This is a genomic window from Vibrio sp. D54, from assembly GCF_021728075.1.
GTDB lineage: Bacteria > Pseudomonadota > Gammaproteobacteria > Enterobacterales > Vibrionaceae > Vibrio > Vibrio alginolyticus.
The window spans coordinates 20,681-38,315 of sequence record NZ_JAKKCS010000007.1 but is presented as its reverse complement, the minus strand read 5'-3'; the positions used below and the strand labels follow the sequence as shown (position 1 = coordinate 38,315).

Annotated in this window: 15 protein-coding genes; 7 read left to right on the top strand and 8 right to left on the bottom strand. The window is 43.4% G+C overall.

The genetic code is table 11. The annotated features are described in order from the left end of the window. Positions 1–110: 110 nt before the first annotated feature. The gene (locus L3V37_RS11390; protein WP_237306339.1) at positions 111–1,670 is read left to right on the top strand and encodes a SulP family inorganic anion transporter; all 1,560 of its coding nucleotides are present in this window, start codon (positions 111–113) and stop codon (positions 1,668–1,670) included. Between the two features lie 60 nt (positions 1,671–1,730). On the opposite strand, the gene L3V37_RS11385 is transcribed toward L3V37_RS11390, so the two are convergent. Further along, complete coding sequence (locus tag L3V37_RS11385) at positions 1,731–2,180, bottom strand: low molecular weight protein-tyrosine-phosphatase (protein ID WP_031781115.1); 450 nt, start codon at positions 2,178–2,180, stop codon at positions 1,731–1,733. Between the two features lie 117 nt (positions 2,181–2,297). Between L3V37_RS11385 and cobO the strand changes: the two genes are divergently transcribed. Then, positions 2,298–2,903, top strand: coding sequence for a cob(I)yrinic acid a,c-diamide adenosyltransferase (gene cobO, locus L3V37_RS11380; protein ID WP_005380837.1), 606 nt, complete (start codon positions 2,298–2,300; stop codon positions 2,901–2,903). A 62-nt stretch (positions 2,904–2,965) separates the two neighbouring features. Here the strand turns inward: cobO and L3V37_RS11375 are convergent, their stop codons facing one another. The 3 genes from L3V37_RS11375 to apbC form a co-directional block, all read right to left on the bottom strand. Next, a complete protein-coding gene (locus tag L3V37_RS11375) occupies positions 2,966–5,053 on the bottom strand; it encodes an AsmA family protein (RefSeq protein WP_130545875.1) in 2,088 nt (695 codons plus the stop codon). A 188-nt stretch (positions 5,054–5,241) separates the two neighbouring features. Then, a complete protein-coding gene (gene udk / locus L3V37_RS11370; protein WP_005380833.1) occupies positions 5,242–5,883 on the bottom strand; it encodes a uridine kinase in 642 nt (213 codons plus the stop codon). 180 nt (positions 5,884–6,063) lie between these two features. Beyond that, complete coding sequence (gene apbC / locus L3V37_RS11365) at positions 6,064–7,140, bottom strand: iron-sulfur cluster carrier protein ApbC (RefSeq protein ID WP_130545876.1); 1,077 nt, start codon at positions 7,138–7,140, stop codon at positions 6,064–6,066. 162 nt (positions 7,141–7,302) lie between these two features. On the opposite strand from apbC, the gene metG reads away from it, so the two are divergent. Then, on the top strand, positions 7,303–9,378 hold the full coding sequence (metG, locus tag L3V37_RS11360; RefSeq protein WP_005387290.1) for a methionine--tRNA ligase: 2,076 nt from the start codon (positions 7,303–7,305) through the stop codon (positions 9,376–9,378). A gap of 78 nt (positions 9,379–9,456) precedes the next feature. Here the strand turns inward: metG and L3V37_RS11355 are convergent, their stop codons facing one another. Further along, complete coding sequence (locus tag L3V37_RS11355; RefSeq protein WP_226975267.1) at positions 9,457–9,702, bottom strand: hypothetical protein; 246 nt, start codon at positions 9,700–9,702, stop codon at positions 9,457–9,459. Between the two features lie 109 nt (positions 9,703–9,811). Then, positions 9,812–10,885, bottom strand: a complete 1,074-nt coding sequence (locus L3V37_RS11350; RefSeq protein ID WP_237306338.1) for a hypothetical protein — start codon at positions 10,883–10,885, stop codon at positions 9,812–9,814. Between the two features lie 310 nt (positions 10,886–11,195). Between L3V37_RS11350 and L3V37_RS11345 the strand changes: the two genes are divergently transcribed. Continuing rightward, positions 11,196–12,005, top strand: coding sequence for a hypothetical protein (locus tag L3V37_RS11345; protein ID WP_130545878.1), 810 nt, complete (start codon positions 11,196–11,198; stop codon positions 12,003–12,005). 110 nt (positions 12,006–12,115) lie between these two features. On the opposite strand, the gene fadR is transcribed toward L3V37_RS11345, so the two are convergent. Then, the gene (gene fadR, locus L3V37_RS11340) at positions 12,116–12,955 is read right to left on the bottom strand and encodes a fatty acid metabolism transcriptional regulator FadR (RefSeq protein WP_005380824.1); all 840 of its coding nucleotides are present in this window, start codon (positions 12,953–12,955) and stop codon (positions 12,116–12,118) included. A 639-nt stretch (positions 12,956–13,594) separates the two neighbouring features. Between fadR and nhaB the strand changes: the two genes are divergently transcribed. Continuing rightward, on the top strand, positions 13,595–15,181 hold the full coding sequence (gene nhaB / locus L3V37_RS11335; RefSeq protein ID WP_005380822.1) for a Na(+)/H(+) antiporter NhaB: 1,587 nt from the start codon (positions 13,595–13,597) through the stop codon (positions 15,179–15,181). Between the two features lie 83 nt (positions 15,182–15,264). Further along, positions 15,265–15,801, top strand: a complete 537-nt coding sequence (gene dsbB / locus L3V37_RS11330) for a disulfide bond formation protein DsbB (RefSeq protein ID WP_130545879.1) — start codon at positions 15,265–15,267, stop codon at positions 15,799–15,801. A 79-nt stretch (positions 15,802–15,880) separates the two neighbouring features. Here dsbB and L3V37_RS11325 read toward each other — a convergent pair whose 3' ends face one another. Next, entirely contained in the window at positions 15,881–16,498 is a 618-nt protein-coding gene (locus L3V37_RS11325) for a YecA family protein (protein WP_005380818.1), read from the bottom strand. Between the two features lie 169 nt (positions 16,499–16,667). On the opposite strand from L3V37_RS11325, the gene dusC reads away from it, so the two are divergent. Next, on the top strand, positions 16,668–17,627 hold the full coding sequence (dusC, locus tag L3V37_RS11320; RefSeq protein WP_017633856.1) for a tRNA dihydrouridine(16) synthase DusC: 960 nt from the start codon (positions 16,668–16,670) through the stop codon (positions 17,625–17,627). Positions 17,628–17,635 lie beyond the last annotated feature (8 nt).

The following is a 17,635-nucleotide window of genomic DNA, read 5'->3' as shown; positions in this document are numbered from 1 at the left end:
TACTACGGTTTACACTGCAATGTTTGATTAGAAATCAACCACTCAGTGGCTTGTGCAAATACGAATATGTGTCGGGTTTAACTCATTGCAAAGAGAACTTAAAAACAAACATGTTCGAATTTCCCCAATTTTCTAAGCACTCCGTAAAAAATGATGTGCTATCAGGCTTAACCGTTGCGCTAGCATTGGTTCCTGAAGCTGTCGCATTTGCGTTCGTCGCAGGCGTAGATCCGATGGTCGGTCTTTACGCTGCATTCATCGTTGGTCTTATTACTTCCATTTTCGGTGGTCGTCCCGGCATGATCTCTGGTGCAACAGGTGCCATGGCAGTCGTAATGGTTTCGCTTGTCGCGACTCACGGTGTCCAGTACCTATTCGCAGCCATCATGCTCGCTGGTATTCTTCAAATTGCCGCTGGTATGTTTAAATTGGGTAAGTTCATCCGTATCGTACCTCACCCTGTGATGATTGGTTTTGTGAACGGTCTGGCTATTGTTATCTTCCTAGCTCAGTTGGGTCAGTTTAAAGCGCCAGATATCAACGGCATGCTTACTTGGCTACCACAAGACCAAATGCTACTAATGCTTGGTTTGGTTGCGCTAACTATGGCAATCATTCACTTTCTACCAAAAATCACAACGGCTGTACCCTCTTCACTTGTTGCAATCGTAACGGTGACTGCTTTAGTGGTTGGTTTGGATCTGGAAACTCGCACTGTTGTTGACTTCCTGCGTACAATGTCTGGTGATGAAGCGGCAACACTCGCAGGTTCACTGCCGACCTTCTCTATTCCGGCGGTGCCATTTACGCTAGAAACTCTACAAATCATTCTTCCATACGCGATCATTCTAGCGGCCATTGGTCTAATTGAATCTCTGCTAACGCTGACAGTTTTAGATGAGATGACGAACACTCGTGGTCAATCTAACCGCGAATGTATCGGTCAAGGTATGGCAAACATGACGTGTTCTGTGTTTGGCGCAATGGGTGGTTGTGCGATGATTGGTCAGTCGATGATCAACGTAAACTCAGGTGGTCGCGGCCGTCTATCTGGTATCGTTGCGGCTATCGCTCTATTGATGTTTATCTTATTCGCTTCTTCGCTAATTGAAATGATCCCACTCGCTGCTCTGGTTGGTGTGATGTTCATGGTTGTCATTGGTACATTCGAATGGGCAACATTTAAGCTAGCACGCCGCGTACCGAAGCAAGACTTCTTCGTTATTGTTCTTGTGACCGTTGTTACTGTTCTTACTGACCTTGCTGTTGCCGTAGCGGTTGGTGTTATCGTTTCTGCATTAATGTTTGCATGGCAACACGCTAAGCACATCTATGCCGACACGTGCTTAAACGAGGAAGGTTCAAAAGAGTACAAGATTCACGGCCCTATTTTCTTTGGCTCTGCGGCTAGCTTCCTGGAGTTGTTTAACGCGCCTGAAGATCCAAAAGATGTGATTGTCGATTTTGCAGACTCTCGCGTGACTGATCACTCTGCAATTGAAGCCATTGAAACACTGGCTGAGCGTTACAATGCTCAAGGTAAAACGCTGCACCTTCGTCACCTAAGCCCAGATTGTCGTAAACTTTTGGACAAAGCTGGCAGCTTGGTTGAAATTAACGTGAAGGAAGACCCAAGCTACAAAGTCGCAACCGACATACTAGCGGGTTAACACGAATAAAAAGGGATGAGCTGAGCTCATCCCTTTTTCTATTGTCTTCAAGCACGGTGATTATAGCTTCTTCAAAATTGCGTCTGATGCCTCTTCGATTAAATCAAGCACCAGTTCAAAGCCATCTTCCCCACCATAATATGGGTCCGGGACTTCGTCGTAAACTGACTCAGAATGACTTAAAAATAACGATACTTTGTGTCGATACTTCAACGGACAAATATCCAATAAATCGGCCAAATTTGCTTTATCTGCGGCTAATATAAGGTCAAACTTTTCAAAGTCATCAATGGTGACTTGGCGCGCTTGCATTCCTTTAAAAGAATAGCCTCGCTGCTTTCCTGCTGCCATCGCTCTTGAATCCGGTCGGTTTCCTGCGTGGTAGCCAATTGTACCTGCCGACTCAACCTCTACTTCAACGCCTAGCTTTTGAGCTTTCGCTCTTAACACTGCCTCTCCAGTTGGTGACCGACAAATGTTTCCCATACAAACAACAAGTATTTTCTTCATTTTATTCCCTGAATTATCGGTGGTTTTTCTTCACGATATGTTGGTCTATCATAGCGAGATAAATCAATGAACCCAAATTAGCTTGGGCACAGCACGAAAAGGAATTGAGGAAGTATTATGTCTATCGAAGAAAATAAAGAAGCACGCCATAAAGCTCGCCAACAAAAAGTCAAAGAACAGGTAGACGCAAAAATCGCTGCTGCTCAAGAGGAAAAAGGTCTGCTACTGATCATTACCGGAAATGGTAAAGGTAAATCGACATCAGGATTCGGTACGATCGCACGCGCAGTGGGTCATGGTTTGAATTGTGCTGTCGCGCAGTTTATTAAAGGTACTTGGGACAACGGTGAGCGCAACCTACTTGAGAAACTCGGCGTTGAATTCCAAGTAATGGCGACCGGCTTTACATGGGAAACTCAAAACAAAGCCGCTGATACCGAAGCAGCGCAAGGCGTATGGCAAGAATGTAAACGCATGCTGCAAGACGACTCTATCGATGTCATCTTGTTTGACGAGCTAACTTATATGGTGAGCTACGGCTACATCGACTTAGACGAAGTGGTCGAAGCACTAAGCAACCGACCTAAAATGCAGTCGGTTATTATTACTGGGCGTGGCGCACATCGAACCCTGATTGAAATGGCCGATACCGTTTCTGAAGTGAAAAATGTAAAGCACGCATTTGAATCTGGTGTAAAAGCCCTCAAAGGCGTCGATTGGTAACACTCGCAGAGTAATTTAAAAAGGGTTGGCAAAATGCCAACCCTTTTGGTTTTCACGCACGGTTAGTTGAAAAGATTCTTCAATAAACCATCGACCGCATCTTTGGTTTTCTCGTCTTTGATTTTGTCCGTTAGCTTCTCCACGCCACGATCGATTTCTTTTTGAGCTTTCTGCTTCAGAACATCATCGAATACGAGCTTGAATTTAGGATCTGCCCACTTACCAGACACATTGATTGGAATCGTGATGTCTTTCAGCTCATCTATATCTTTACCGCCCTGGCCTTCTAGGCTGCCTACAACTGACGTGCTGATAGTAAAGTCGACTGTTTCATTGATGTAGTTTGCGGTACCTTTACCACGAACACGTAACAATGGAGACTGAGCTTGCATATTATCCGTTGATACAACACCTTTGTTGAGTTTCAATGTCGCCGTCATCGCACTGAAGTCTGTTTTCTTAGCTACATTGGTGCCTTCAACTTTTTGCCCTTTAAATTTCGCATAGTTTTCACGAATCAACTGAGCAACGTTGATGCCATTCACCGCACCGTCAGCAAAATTGATAACAACCGTACCAGATAGATTCTTCTTGATACCGGTAGGCGTGAGACTCTTACCTGTAACATTCACATCAATGTTACCTGTCCCTTCAAGTTTGTCGTTTTCAGCAACGTCTATAAGTAGCGGTTGAACTTTCACGCCTTTGATTGACTTTTTAACACTGTAAGTCGCTGGTGATTGGCGTGCATCTAACTTCGCTGTCGCTGAGATTGAGCCTTGGTACAACTTCGAACTAAATGATGTAAGCTCAAACACGCCACGATTCACAGTGAAGCTCGTTTTTACCGCTTCCATCTTCGCATTTGCCGCTTTGAATTTGTCGATGGTAATGTCACCCTTTACATCTAACGTTTTCAACGCAGACAAATCAGGCTCAACCTCAGGTCCGGCAGGAGCACTCTCGCCACCAGAAGCAGGCTTATTAACTTCGGCAGCTTGCTTATCTAACCCTAAGAACTCATCAAGATCGATATTGGGGCTATGGAGAGCAAAGCGTACTTTAGGAATATCACCGAGTGTCACATCTGCCTTACCATCTAGGGCGATAGCATTCGCTGTTAACTTCTCTAGAACAAAACTCAGATGGTTTTTCGTTAGGTCGAAAGACAGATCAGACACCATGTCGACTTTCATCGGGGACTGAGGTAAGGCATCACCCTCAATAGTCGATTTAAGAGTTAACTTATCCAACTGTACTTTGCTGATAGCCTTGTCCACGCTAAGTTGACCAGCACCCTGCATATCTAACTTCATACCACCAGCGTCACCCTTAATGGCATAAGTCAGGTTATTTACTTTATCGAATTCAAACGTGTCTAAACCGATCGTTGCCGATTCAATTTTATTGGCAGGGTCAGAGTATGTCGCATCAAAGTTGATGTTCTTTAGCGCGTAGTTTGCCAAACCTTTTTCTAGCTTAAAGTCTGCCTGACCTTTCGCGGTGAACTTTTGGTCGTTCATTTCGCCCTTCACGCCAAAATCAGCCGTTGTCCAGTTGTCAAAAGCGAATTCGGAAAGGTTTAATGAAATATCATAAAGTTTGGTGTAACTACCGGCTTGCTTATCCTGCATTTCTAATGAACCGTTAGAAACCGTAACGCCAGCAAGATTAATACTCCAATCAGAACCAGAAGTTTGCGTTTCACCATTTTGCGTAGGCGCAGCATTGCTCTCTTGTTCTGCTTGTTGTGTTTGGGCTTTCGTCAATGCATCAATATTCTTGCTGCCATCTTTCTTGGTTTCAATGTAGAACTCAGCACCATCAAGCGTGACGTTTCCAATTTCAAGCTGTTGACTAAAAAGTGGCATAACAGAGATGTCTACACCAACGGTATCAACTTTGAATAAATTGGGTTTACTAAAGCCTTGTGGGTTTCGCAATTCTGTATGTCCCAACTCAAAGCCAATTGATGGGAAAAATTGCCAACTGATATCCCCTTCAATCACCAACTCTAATCCCGTTTGCTTTTGCGCTTGCTCAACAATAAGGGGTTTAAACTGATTCGGATTGACGAAGATGGTTAACGCTAAAATTGCGACCAAAATGACCACAATCGGTATTGCTAGAATTAAGAGCAGTTTCTTCATTTGTTTTTCCTTGCTCGAGTGTTTTTACAATTATAAGCGCAGACTCCATTTGCCGCTGACAGTTCCACAAAAGCGTGAAAAGTGTCTGGTTTTAACCTGCAACTGACTAATTTAAAAACAAAAAAAGAAGTGGCACTTAAGGTGCCACTTCTTCTCCTAAAAATAAAGCGATATAGCCGTCTATAGGCTTAAGCTTTCAAAAGTCTTGCAATGTGAGCTTTTAATACATCAATTGCGATACGGTTTTTACCACCGCGAGGAACAATAATGTCCGCATATTGCTTAGAAGGTTCGATAAACTGCATGAACATCGGACGTACTGTTTGTTGGTATTGCTTAAGAACAGACTCCATAGTTCGGCCTCGTTCTTCCACATCACGCTTAACACGGCGAAGCAAGCAAATATCTAACGGTGTGTCCATAAATACTGTCGCATGCATCAAATCACGAAGACGAGGGTCTGTAAGAAGAAGGATACCTTCTAGAATGATCACCTTTTTAGGTGTCATTGTGGTGGTGTTAATTGTTCTTGTGTGCTCAGTGTAGCTGTACTCAGGCACTTCTACTGCTTCACCACGTACCAATTTTTCTAGGTGCTCACACAGTAGGTCGTGGTCCAACGCACTCGGGTGATCGTAGTTCGTCTTTACTCGCTCTTCCATGCTTAGGTGGCTTTGGTCGTTGTAGTAGCAATCTTCCGTGATGACACCGATTTGATGATCGCCTACTTTCGCGCGAAGCTCATTATAAATAGTGCTCGCGATCAGACTTTTTCCAGAAGCAGAAGCGCCAGCAATACCTACGATGACGCATTGATTATTATCAGACATTAGTTTGCACCCGATGATGATTTCTAGTCACATAAAAAGATAAACTGCCTGATTATAGGGAGTTCACCCCATAGTTACTAGTTGGAATTAGGGTTTAGTCATAAGTTTCTGCCTGCTCAGAGGATTAACCTCCGAGCAAACGTTAAAATGTGCAATTATCAACCAGCAGGCATAGTAAACTTAGTTCACCATTGTAAAGCTAATCGCATCTGGTTTTGCTTTGCCTTGCCAAAACATCGTGCTACATACGCGATCGGCAAGTTGCTTATAATACCCTGCATGCTCACTTTCTGGGCGTCTTGCTACCGTTGGCACGCCAGCGTCAATATCTTCTCTCATAGAGATATGAAGCGGAATTTGTCCTAACAATGCTAAGCCAAATTCTTGCGACATTTTTTCAGCTCCGCCCATACCAAAAATATGCTCTTTCGCGCCACATTGACTACAAATGTGATAACTCATGTTTTCCACAACACCAATAACCGGGACATGGACTTTGTTAAACATTGCCGCTCCCTTCCTTGCATCGGCAAGGGCTAAATCTTGCGGTGTTGTGACTAACACGCTACCTGTTACCGGAATTTGTTGTGACAGCGTCAATTGAATATCCCCCGTACCTGGCGGCATATCAATCACCAAATAATCCAAATCTGGCCAATCTGTTTCAGTTAATAACTGCGACAACGCTTTTGAAGCCATTGGACCGCGCCATATCGCCGCTTCTGATTTATCCACCAAATAACCGATAGAATGAGTATAGATGCCGTGAGCAAAAATGGGTTCCATCCACTTGCCATCACGAACTTCTGGTTTAGCATCTTCTTGCCCCAACATCATAGGTACAGACGGACCATAGATATCTGCATCCAACAATCCCACTTTCGCCCCAGATTGAGCAATTGCCAACGCTAAGTTAACTGCGGTAGTAGATTTACCAACGCCACCTTTCGCAGAACTGACGGCAATGATGTTCTTAACACCCTTAACCGAGTTAGCCACTTGAGTTTCTAAAGCTTTAACTTCAAGGCGAATATTAAATGGGAATTCAGCTACTTTACCCGAGGCTTGCTGCTGTTTGATCCAGTCATGCAGTACGGTTTGAAGCTCATTACTTGCGAATGGCAACGTTATATCAATAGAACCCTGTGTCGTAATCGAAATTGCGCCATGAATATCTGCCCAGTTTTCCACCAACTGTGGATGTTGGAATTGGTTAAACCAGTGACAAAAATCTTGTTTTGAAGTGAACTGATGCATAAGCCCTCCTTTTAGATGTCATGCTACCACCGTCCAGGCTCAACCAGAACCCCAAAAAAACTAAGGCATTCCGCAGTTTGACACCTTGGAGTTAGTCAGTTCATGGGGTAGTATTATCCATCAAAATTTATTTATACCTATCAAGAAAAGCGAATATTAAGTATGGCAAACGATCCAAAAAACTTTCCGTCAAGGAAAATGCTGGTAACTTGTGCCCTTCCGTACGCTAACGGTTCGATCCACCTTGGTCATATGCTTGAGCATATCCAAGCGGACATTTGGGTTCGTTACCAACGCCTACGCGGCAACACTGTAAACTTCATCTGTGCTGACGATGCTCACGGCACGCCAATCATGCTTAAAGCGCAACAGATGGGTATTACTCCTGAAGAAATGATTGCCGCAGTTAGCGAAGAGCACCAAAAAGACTTCGCTGGATTTGATATCAGCTTTGATAACTACCACAGCACACACTCAGATGAGAACCGTGAGCTAGCGTCACACATTTATCTTGAGTTGAAGAAAAATGGCTTTATCTCTAGCCGCACTATCTCTCAGCTGTTCGATCCAGAAAAAGAGATGTTCTTACCGGACCGTTTCGTAAAAGGTACCTGTCCAAAATGTAAGTCTGAAGACCAGTACGGTGACAACTGTGACAACTGTGGTGAGACTTACAGCCCAACAGAACTGATCAATCCTAAATCTGCGGTTTCTGGTGCGACGCCAGTAATGAAAGATTCAGAGCACTTCTTCTTCGACCTACCTCAGTTTGAAAGCATGCTAAAAGAGTGGACTCGCTCTGGCTCGCTACAAGCTGAAACAGCGAACAAAATGCAAGAATGGTTCGAATCTGGTTTGCAGCAATGGGATATCTCACGTGATGCACCATACTTTGGCTTCGAGATCCCTGGTGAGAAGAACAAATTCTTCTACGTATGGCTAGACGCGCCTATCGGCTACATGGGCTCTTTCAAAAATCTATGTGACAAGCGCGACGACCTAGATTTCGACGAGTATTGGAAAAAAGACAGCTCAGCAGAGCTGTACCACTTCATCGGTAAAGACATCGTTTACTTCCACAGCCTATTTTGGCCAGCAATGCTAGAAGGTTCTGGCTTCCGCAAGCCTAACAACGTATTCGTACACGGTTACGTAACCGTAAACGGCGCGAAAATGTCGAAGTCTAAAGGTACGTTCGTAAAAGCAAGCACTTACCTAGAGCACCTAGACCCTGAGTGTCTACGTTACTACTACGCTGCGAAGCTAAACAGCCGTATCGATGATCTAGATCTTAACCTTGAAGACTTCACTCAGCGCGTAAACGCTGACGTTGTTAACAAGATCGTTAACCTGGCATCTCGTAACGCAGGTTTCATCGCGAAACGTTTTGAAGGCAAACTGTCTGACAACTTTGCAGAGCCTGAACTTTACAACGAATTTGTTGCTGCTGCTGACCGTATCGCTGAGCTTTACGAAACGCGTGAGTTTGGTCGTGCAATCCGTGAAATCACGGCATTGGCAGACAAAGCTAACCAATACGTTGATGAAAAAGCACCGTGGGTTGTAGCAAAAGAAGAAGGCAAAGATCAGGAACTACAAGACATCTGTTCTGTCGGTATCAACCTGTTCCGCGTACTGATGACTTACCTGAAACCAGTAATGCCATCGCTAGCTGCGCGTACTGAAGCGTTCCTAAACCAAGAGCTAACTTGGGAAAACATCGCTGCTCCACTAACAGGCCACGAGATCACTAAGTTCAAAGCACTGTTCAACCGTATCGATCCGAAGAATGTTGAAGCGATGATCGAAGCGTCTAAAGAAGATGCGGCGGCAGAAATGGCGGCGAAAGAGAAAGCTGAAGCGGAAAAGAACAAGGCTAGCCAAACCGAGCTAGACAAAGAACCAATCGCTGAAGAGATTGAGTTCGATGCTTTTGCTGCAGTAGATATGCGTATCGCTCGTATCATCTCTTGTGAAGAAGTACCAAAAGCCAACAAACTGCTTAAGTTCCAATTGGACATCGGTGGTGAAACTCGTCAGGTATTCTCTGGCATCAAGTCAGCTTACAAACCTGAAGAGCTAGAAGGCAAGCTAACGGTAATGGTAGCAAACCTAAAACCTCGTAAGATGAAGTTTGGTATGTCTGAAGGTATGATCCTTGCGGCAGGCCCTGGTGGTAGCGACCTGTGGATCCTTGAGCCACACGAAGGCGCTCAACCTGGCATGCGCGTAATGTAAGTATCTTTATTGAAAAGGCTTAACTAAATCAGTTAAGCCTTTTCTCGCAGTTAAGCTTATCGATTAAGCTTGATTGTACTACAAAGAGAATTCTTCTGGACCCCAAGTAATAATCGCGCCACATGCAAGGAAAAGTACAAAGCTGATCGTGACTACAAAAGCGAGAACTCGATCAAATGTCGTTGCGTATTTTAGTATTAACTGATCATCTACAAGTGATACTTTCGCAGGCTTGCCTCGCATTAAAACTGTAGTATACATTGGGAACCTAACCCCCCAGGTATCTCTATCCCAACCGACAGGGCCATGACCATCCTTCGACATCTTTTTCTCGATCCGCTTTACCGAAACACGAATGAAAAGCAAAGTACTAACTAACCAAGTACATCCGATAATCATATTTGTCATATCAAAATAAGACACGTTGATCCCTTTAATTCCAATGAATGTTAGAACTAACTTCATAGGCACCTTTGGCTAAATTTTGCCCTGCACTATCAGCCATCTTAGCTGCTGCATAGCCGACACCTAAGCCTACACCAATTAATACTACGACTCCAAATGGGCCAGCAGCCAAAGCGATTCCCATTCCGGATGCAATCACTTTGGATGTGGTCCAAACGCCAGCAGCGTTGCTCGCACCAAACCCTGCAACTTCCATTGCTGCTCTTTTTTGCCAATTTTCTCCGTTATTCTTGGCATTTCGAACATTGTTAAAGCGAACACCAGCATCAATCATGATGATCTTTTTACCCACAATACTAGAGCTTTGTTCAAGAAATCGAATTGAGCGGATGTTAGCTATAGATGTTAAATGTAACTTAGTTATATCCCTGCCACTTCTCGCGATATTGGCAGCTCTATTCGGGTTGCTCCAAATGTTTCCACGGCTACTTTTAACTCGTTCTGCATAATGGGTAAGCTCTTTTGTAAATTTTGCATTCAAAGAATTGTGAGCTTCTTTAACTCTATATCCAAGCTTCACAAGCTCCTTTTTCTGCGCACCATTTCGTGAGGCTGTACGTACATCTAGTAAGGCATTTTGATATTTGAGCAAAGCTTTCCCGAAATTACTCAATCTGACTTGCTTTTCATTAACAGCAGTAGCGGCAGCACCTACTGCAGTATACTCATCGATTTTCCCCCCCATAGTATGATTAGTAGCATCTAAAAAAGGCTTAATCTCTTTTTCATAGAGGAGGGCTACCGCTTGTAAGTTTTCATCGCCAAACTCACTTGTTAGATTGGCTACATTTCTTTTGGTTTCTTGTGACCAACTTTTTACAGTATCAAGAGCACAAGCTATATCAGGTCTCTCGCTACGCAACTTAGCTATGTTGATCACAGAGCCTTCGTTCAGTATGAAAGGAGTACCTGCGGGAATAAAACTACCAAATATATGTGGGTTGTCCTTACGAAACTGAAGGTACCTATCCTCATCATTTGTATCGATAGGGAGCGTTATCTTTGAGTGAGTACTGAAGCATAGGTCGAATTTATTAGACAAATTAATTACCTCGAACAATCAACAAAATAGACAACTTATATCATATGAAGTGTTCGAATATTTTAATTTCTAAACATTGTGACTTGAATCAGACTAAAAAGTAATCAATATGTAACTCACAAAGAATAACGCGTACACCAAGCATCGACACCGAATAATCAAACATATTCACAAATTTGGTGAATCCATGCACCAACAACGACCATTCAAAAAGAACATTCAATATAACCAATTGTTTAAATTGAGTTTTTGTTTGGCATCAAAACTGCAATCTTCCTTGTTAGGTCCAAACACTAACAAGGAGTTGGTTATGTTTGTTTTGATTTCCACACTATTGTCCATCGCTATTTTAGCCGGAATATATCACTTATCTTCTAAACGAGAGCAGCAACATGCGCGCAAATATCAGCTGTTAACATTGTTGCGAGATGTTGTTCACCTTCTGAGATACCACCGAGCTGCTACTCACTACTCGCTTCAATTCCAACAAAACGATCAACAAAAATTGGACGCTCTTAATGATGCTCTGACTAACAAGCTTCATCTTTTAGTCGAAACCTCACGGTTTGAAAACAAACCCATGTATCGCGTATTACAGATTAAAGTAGGGAAACTACTTGAACAATGGGATGACCATAGTGTTGCAAGAAACCAGATGGAGCATGGTAAGTTGATTCGTCATTGCTTGTTTTTGATGGATGAAGTAACCATCGCATGGCTAGCGGTTGAGCAAAGAGATGACTTGCATAATGAGTATCACATGAACTGGCAAAACATTATGGATAGCTTGGAGACCCTGACTCAGTTACGAATCAGCATTCAAGATTTAGGAGAACAAGGCGGAAATGAGCGTTTCAAAAACTATGCATCGGTCATGATGCGTAAGCTAAACCAACTAGCGGTTATCGCTCCACTTAGCATTACCTCTCCTGCTTCCACGCGCTCAATACAGACGCTAAATGAATACGTGACAGGGAGTCATGTCGACTTAACAGAAGCAGAGCTTTATGGCGTCACATCGGACTTGTCATTGACCATCTTCAATACTTACGACCATGTCCTTTCAGATGTCGTAGAGTCATTATATCTACCGTTACCCAGACTCTCGCTAGCAGGATAAACGTTCCATGCCTTATTATTGGTGCTAGGTCCGTCGCCGACTTATAAATAAAAACAAAAAAACCGCAGGCCTAAGGCACTGCGGTTTTCGTTTATTCAACTTGTCAGCGCTTAGCTGTCGTCTTCCGTGAAGTTCGTTGGTAATTGCTTTTTCATTTCGTTCCAGATCAACGCACTTTCCATACCATAATGACGAATCACTACTGGTAGTTGCTCACGCTGGCCACTTTCACAAGTTTCGAGCAATTGATGGTAAAACTTCAGAGCTAGCTCACGAGAAGCTGGATTTGAGAAGTAGTAGCTACCGACACGATCGTAGAGCTTCTTCAAACCATTAAAGATCAAACCGTAAATTTGATTTCCTGAATGGAATGCTAGGCGCTGGAAAAGCATATAATCGTAAAAGTTGAACGTTTTAGCAATCAAGATTTCTTGACGCTTCGCTTCATCTTTCTCGTTATCTTCTTTCACATTCTGCAGAACTTTTTCAGCATACGGCGAAGAAGCGATGAATTCGTCCCAGGAAGCCGCATTCATTAAAGCTTCACAAGATTCGATTACGTTCTTAATTGTACGCTCAGAGCTCTCTTTGTTCGCTTTAAATGCATAGCGCATAAAGATAGGACTGATGTTAGTACGTGCCGCAAGCAGATCTTCTACAATGTTTGTCGCATTATCAACGTCTAGCGTCATTAAAGTATCCAAAATATGCAGACCAGAGGTCTCCATAAATTGGTTAACTTTCGTAGGTTTGCCGTGCTGGATAGTCAGCCATCCATCACGGGCTAGTCGTTGAAGAACCTCTCTTAAAGTCGTTCGAGTAACACCAATCAGTTCGGACAGCTCGCGCTCAGCAGGTAAAATTGAGCCTGGAGGAAAACGGCCGTTCCAAATGCTCTCGATAATATATTTTTCTGCGAATCCCGCAGGGCTTTTCGCCTTTATGACCATTCTACTTTTTATCCAATATTGATTTCTGAGGGTCGATACTACTCATCATACCACTACTTAGCGGTTTGAGAAAATTTACGATCAATAGTGGAAACGACTCCATAACATAGAGTTAATACTCTATATGTTGTGTCAATTTAAGAGGCTCTAACATGCGAGCGAAAGCAGTAAAATATGAATTTTCATTTAATTAAACAGCTCACAAATCTCGGAGAAATAAAGACAACCGTGTCACATTTTTATATTCAAAATATGAAAAATTACTTTGTATATCACAGTTAATATTCTTTCTTAATTTGCCTTTTCTCGTCACTGACCGTCATTTAAAATCCAAGAGGATTTTTTTAAGACTTTCATGGTATAGTAACGCCGTTTTGATCGCGTTATTACATTTAAAAAGTCATTTTAGTCGGTAGCATCACGTTTTGTTATTGACTAATAAATGCCTGAGTGTAGAGTTTGCGGTCGAAAGTGAGCGGTGCTTGAGTTCAGGGGAAGTAACTTGGCAAGACTACAATAAACAAAGGATTGTTGTTTTACTAAGTTATTGTTTTTAAAGACTAGTTAATAAGTCTAACAAACAGATACTTAAGCACTATTGTAGTGTCTATTCATAATTTTGTTATAAAGAGAATTATCATGCCGATATCGCTCGGAAACGCTTTTATCAAGAACTTCCTTGGTAAAGCGCCTGATTGGTACAAAGTTGCCATTATAGCCTTCTTAATAATTAACCCGATTGTATTCTTCCTAATAAACCCATTTGTAGCTGGATGGTTGTTGGTCGCTGAATTTATTTTCACGCTAGCAATGGCATTAAAATGCTACCCATTACAACCTGGCGGTTTACTTGCTATTGAAGCCATTGCTATCGGCATGACTAGCCCTGCGCAAGTTAAGCACGAATTAGTAGCAAATATCGAAGTACTGCTACTTCTGGTATTTATGGTTGCGGGCATCTACTTCATGAAGCAGCTATTGCTGTTCATTTTTACCAAAATTTTACTTGGCATTCGCTCTAAAACCCTACTATCACTCGCGTTCTGCTTTGCTGCGGCATTTTTGTCTGCATTTTTGGATGCCTTGACGGTTATCGCCGTTGTTATCAGCGTGGCGATCGGCTTTTACTCTATCTATCACAAAGTAGCGTCTGGTAACCCTATCGGTGACCATGACCATACACAAGATGACACGATCACTGAACTAACGCGTGATGACTTAGAAAACTATCGTGCCTTTTTGCGCTCTTTGTTGATGCATGCTGGTGTAGGTACTGCCTTAGGTGGCGTAACCACGATGGTTGGTGAACCTCAAAACTTAATTATTGCAGACCAAGCGGGTTGGTTATTTGGTGAATTCCTAATCCGTATGTCTCCAGTGACACTACCTGTATTTTTCTGTGGTCTCATCACTTGTGCTTTAGTTGAAAAGCTTAAAGTGTTTGGCTACGGCGCAAAGCTTCCTAACAACGTTCGTCAGATCCTCGTCGATTTTGACCGTGAAGAGCGTAAAACGCGAACAAATCAAGATGTCGCAAAACTCTGGGTTCAAGGTCTTATTGCGGTTTGGTTGATCGTTGCACTCGCTTTGCACTTAGCGGCTGTCGGCTTAATTGGCCTTTCTGTGATCATTTTAGCGACCGCATTTACTGGTGTCATTGAAGAGCACTCCATGGGGAAAGCGTTTGAAGAGGCCCTGCCCTTCACTGCACTGCTTGCAGTATTTTTCTCGATCGTTGCTGTAATCATTGACCAAGAGCTGTTTAAACCAGTCATCGATGCGGTGCTTGCCGTTGAAGATAAAGGTACTCAGCTAGCTCTGTTCTATGTGGCGAATGGCTTATTATCTATGGTGTCGGATAACGTGTTCGTTGGTACGGTTTACATCAATGAAGTAAAAACTGCACTCATTGAGGGTCTCATTACTCGTGATCAGTTCGACTTACTGGCGGTGGCAATCAATACTGGTACTAACCTGCCTTCTGTTGCAACGCCAAACGGTCAAGCGGCATTCCTATTCTTACTCACATCGGCTCTCGCTCCATTAATTCGTCTGTCTTACGGTCGAATGGTTATCATGGCGCTGCCTTACACCGTCGTTCTTGCGATTGTCGGTCTGATGGGAATCATGTTCTTCCTAGAGCCTGCAACCGCTTCTTTCTACGAAGCTGGTTGGATTTTACCTCATAGTGGTGATCTGACTCCCGTAGTATCCGGTGGTCACTAAAATTTGAGTTGATTAGGAAACTTATCCACGATAAAAAGCTCTGAGTATTCAGAGCTTTTTCTATTTCAGACAGGAACAAAAACGTGACTATTTTAAATTCACTTAACCAGTTTTCAAAGGGACGTTTATCGTGGCTACTGCTTCTGCTATTCGTCGTTTTCTTTGAAGCATGTGCCCTCTATTTTCAGCACGTCATGATGCTTGCACCATGTGTCATGTGTATTTATGAAAGAGTCGCGATGATGGGCGTGGGCGTCGCTGCAATGGTTGGTATATTGGCACCCAAGAACCCAATTTCCCGCTGGCTAGGTTTGATAGGCTGGGGATTAAGTGCTTACAAGGGTTTGTTACTTGCAATGCAGCACGTTGACTACCAGTTTAATCCATCACCATTCGCGACTTGCGATTTATTCGTCACATTCCCTAGCTGGGCTCCGCTCAATCAGTGGGTTCCTTGGATGTTTGAAGCATATGGTGATTGCTCTAAGGTTGTGTGGCAGTTCCTTGATTTATCAATGCCACAATGGTTAGTCGTAATTTTTGCAGGCAATTTAATCGCTTTGGCATTAATTGTAATTGCACAATTCTTCCCTGCAAAACTCGTTAATCCAATTCGTTAATCCTACTGACGCGTAAAAATTAACAGAAAGCCGACCATCTGGTCGGCTTTTTGTTAAGTGGATAGCGCGGCGATTCGATTTAGCCGCGTGATTGACCACAGCACTGCTTGAATTTTTTTCCGCTCTCACAAGGACAGGGATCATTGCGCCCGATACCTTTGAATGGGTTTAGGCTTTGAGCTTTATTGCCTACCATCAACTCATCCGCGCCCAGCGCGACTTCACCAACCATTAAATCAAGCTGGTCGACTAAATCTGTCAGGGCCGGTGGCGTTTCAATACCTGCGTCGCGCATCTGTTGCTGCGTTGCTGGCTCATCGATAGCCAGCATCAAAGTGGTCAGTAATGCTTGCAGCATACGCTGTAATCCATCATTGAGCTCAACGTCTTGCCACTGTTCTTCAATCATTGGCCAAACAGACATAAAGCCTTCGGCAAAATCAGCAAGTTGTTCAGGTTCTTTGCCTGTTAGCTCTAGCACGGAATATTCGTTTCGTTGAATTCGGTTATGCTGCTTGTGAATTTGCTCTTCCACAGCTGGTTGAATCGCTTTGAATCCCTCACCTAATAGCGGCTCTAACCACTTTTCAGGAGCGAGTGGTTTTGTCGTCAGATTCGCAGCTAACACTGCGCCTTCGATAAATAGGCAAGATTCATCGACGTGAACTTCACCTTTTTCAATCAATGTGTATTGCATGACATCTGGTTTCCCATAAATTTGGCGGCATTATACCTCAGAGCTCAAAAGCAAGTAACCTAACGTTGTGTGTTTGACTGCATTGGCGCTTCGACTCTTTTAATGACAAACTTAACTTACATCGCTACAATCGCCCTCCTTTTTACCACCAAACTGTATTAGGCAAGCTATGCGAGTTGTACTAGGCCCAATGGAAGGCGTTTTAGATCATTTGATGCGCCAAATCCTGACCGAGATAAACGACTATGACCTGTGTGTTACGGAGTTTGTTCGCGTAATCGACCAGCTATTACCCGATCATGTATTTCACCGTTTATGCCCGGAGCTGTTGCAAGGTTCTCAGACTGCATCTGGTGTGCCAGTACATGTGCAATTGTTGGGACAAGAACCAAACTGGATGGCTGAGAACGCAATTAAAGCGGCAAATCTTGGCGCCAGAGGTATTGATATAAACTTTGGTTGCCCAGCCAAAATGGTCAACAAAAGTAAAGGTGGAGCAGCGCTACTCCAACATCCAGAGCTCATTCACCGTGTTGTTAAAGCTTGTCGAGAAGCCGTTCCAGAAGCCATTCCCGTAACTGCGAAAATTCGTCTTGGCTGGGAGAACCCTGAAGATTGCTTTGAAATTGTCGATGCCATTCAGTCTGCTGGCGCAAATGAACTGACCGTACACGCACGTACTAAACAAGGTGGTTATAAAGCTTCTGAGATAAAATGGGATTACATCAACCAAATTCGCGAACGTTTTGATATCCCACTGATTGCGAATGGCGAAATTTGGAATTATGAAGACGGTCAACGTTGCATTGAAACGACTGGCGTTAACTCTTTGATGGTGTGCCGAGGCGCTTTCAATATCCCTAACTTAGGCAATATGGTAAAACATAACCACCAGCCAATGTCATGGCCCGAGGTGGTTGAGTTGCTCATCTATTACTCCAAGTTTGAGATGAAAGGCGATAAAGGCTTGTATTACCCAAACCGCGTAAAACAATGGTTCTCTTACTTACGTCAGGCTTATCCTGAAGCAAAAGACCTATTTAGAGAAATCAGAACGTTCAACAAAGCCGCACCAATTGTTGAGCATATTCAACGCTACCGCGATGACTTAAACTCTCAGGTTGCATAACTCCCGAA

What these genes read in the sequence shown, in the direction of transcription:
- cobO (WP_005380837.1), top strand. Translation starts at nt 2,298, where the DNA reads ATGTCTATCGAAGAAAATAAAGAAGCACGCCATAAAGCTCGCCAACAA.
- L3V37_RS11390 (WP_237306339.1), top strand. Translation starts at nt 111, where the DNA reads ATGTTCGAATTTCCCCAATTTTCTAAGCACTCCGTAAAAAATGATGTG.
- nhaB (WP_005380822.1), top strand. Translation starts at nt 13,595, where the DNA reads ATGCCGATATCGCTCGGAAACGCTTTTATCAAGAACTTCCTTGGTAAA.
- dusC (WP_017633856.1), top strand. Translation starts at nt 16,668, where the DNA reads ATGCGAGTTGTACTAGGCCCAATGGAAGGCGTTTTAGATCATTTGATG.
- metG (WP_005387290.1), top strand. Translation starts at nt 7,303, where the DNA reads ATGGCAAACGATCCAAAAAACTTTCCGTCAAGGAAAATGCTGGTAACT.
- L3V37_RS11375 (WP_130545875.1), bottom strand. Translation starts at nt 5,053, where the DNA reads ATGAAGAAACTGCTCTTAATTCTAGCAATACCGATTGTGGTCATTTTG.
- L3V37_RS11325 (WP_005380818.1), bottom strand. Translation starts at nt 16,498, where the DNA reads ATGCAATACACATTGATTGAAAAAGGTGAAGTTCACGTCGATGAATCT.
- L3V37_RS11355 (WP_226975267.1), bottom strand. Translation starts at nt 9,702, where the DNA reads ATGTCGAAGGATGGTCATGGCCCTGTCGGTTGGGATAGAGATACCTGG.
- apbC (WP_130545876.1), bottom strand. Translation starts at nt 7,140, where the DNA reads ATGCATCAGTTCACTTCAAAACAAGATTTTTGTCACTGGTTTAACCAA.
- L3V37_RS11385 (WP_031781115.1), bottom strand. Translation starts at nt 2,180, where the DNA reads ATGAAGAAAATACTTGTTGTTTGTATGGGAAACATTTGTCGGTCACCA.
- udk (WP_005380833.1), bottom strand. Translation starts at nt 5,883, where the DNA reads ATGTCTGATAATAATCAATGCGTCATCGTAGGTATTGCTGGCGCTTCT.
- L3V37_RS11345 (WP_130545878.1), top strand. Translation starts at nt 11,196, where the DNA reads ATGTTTGTTTTGATTTCCACACTATTGTCCATCGCTATTTTAGCCGGA.
- fadR (WP_005380824.1), bottom strand. Translation starts at nt 12,955, where the DNA reads ATGGTCATAAAGGCGAAAAGCCCTGCGGGATTCGCAGAAAAATATATT.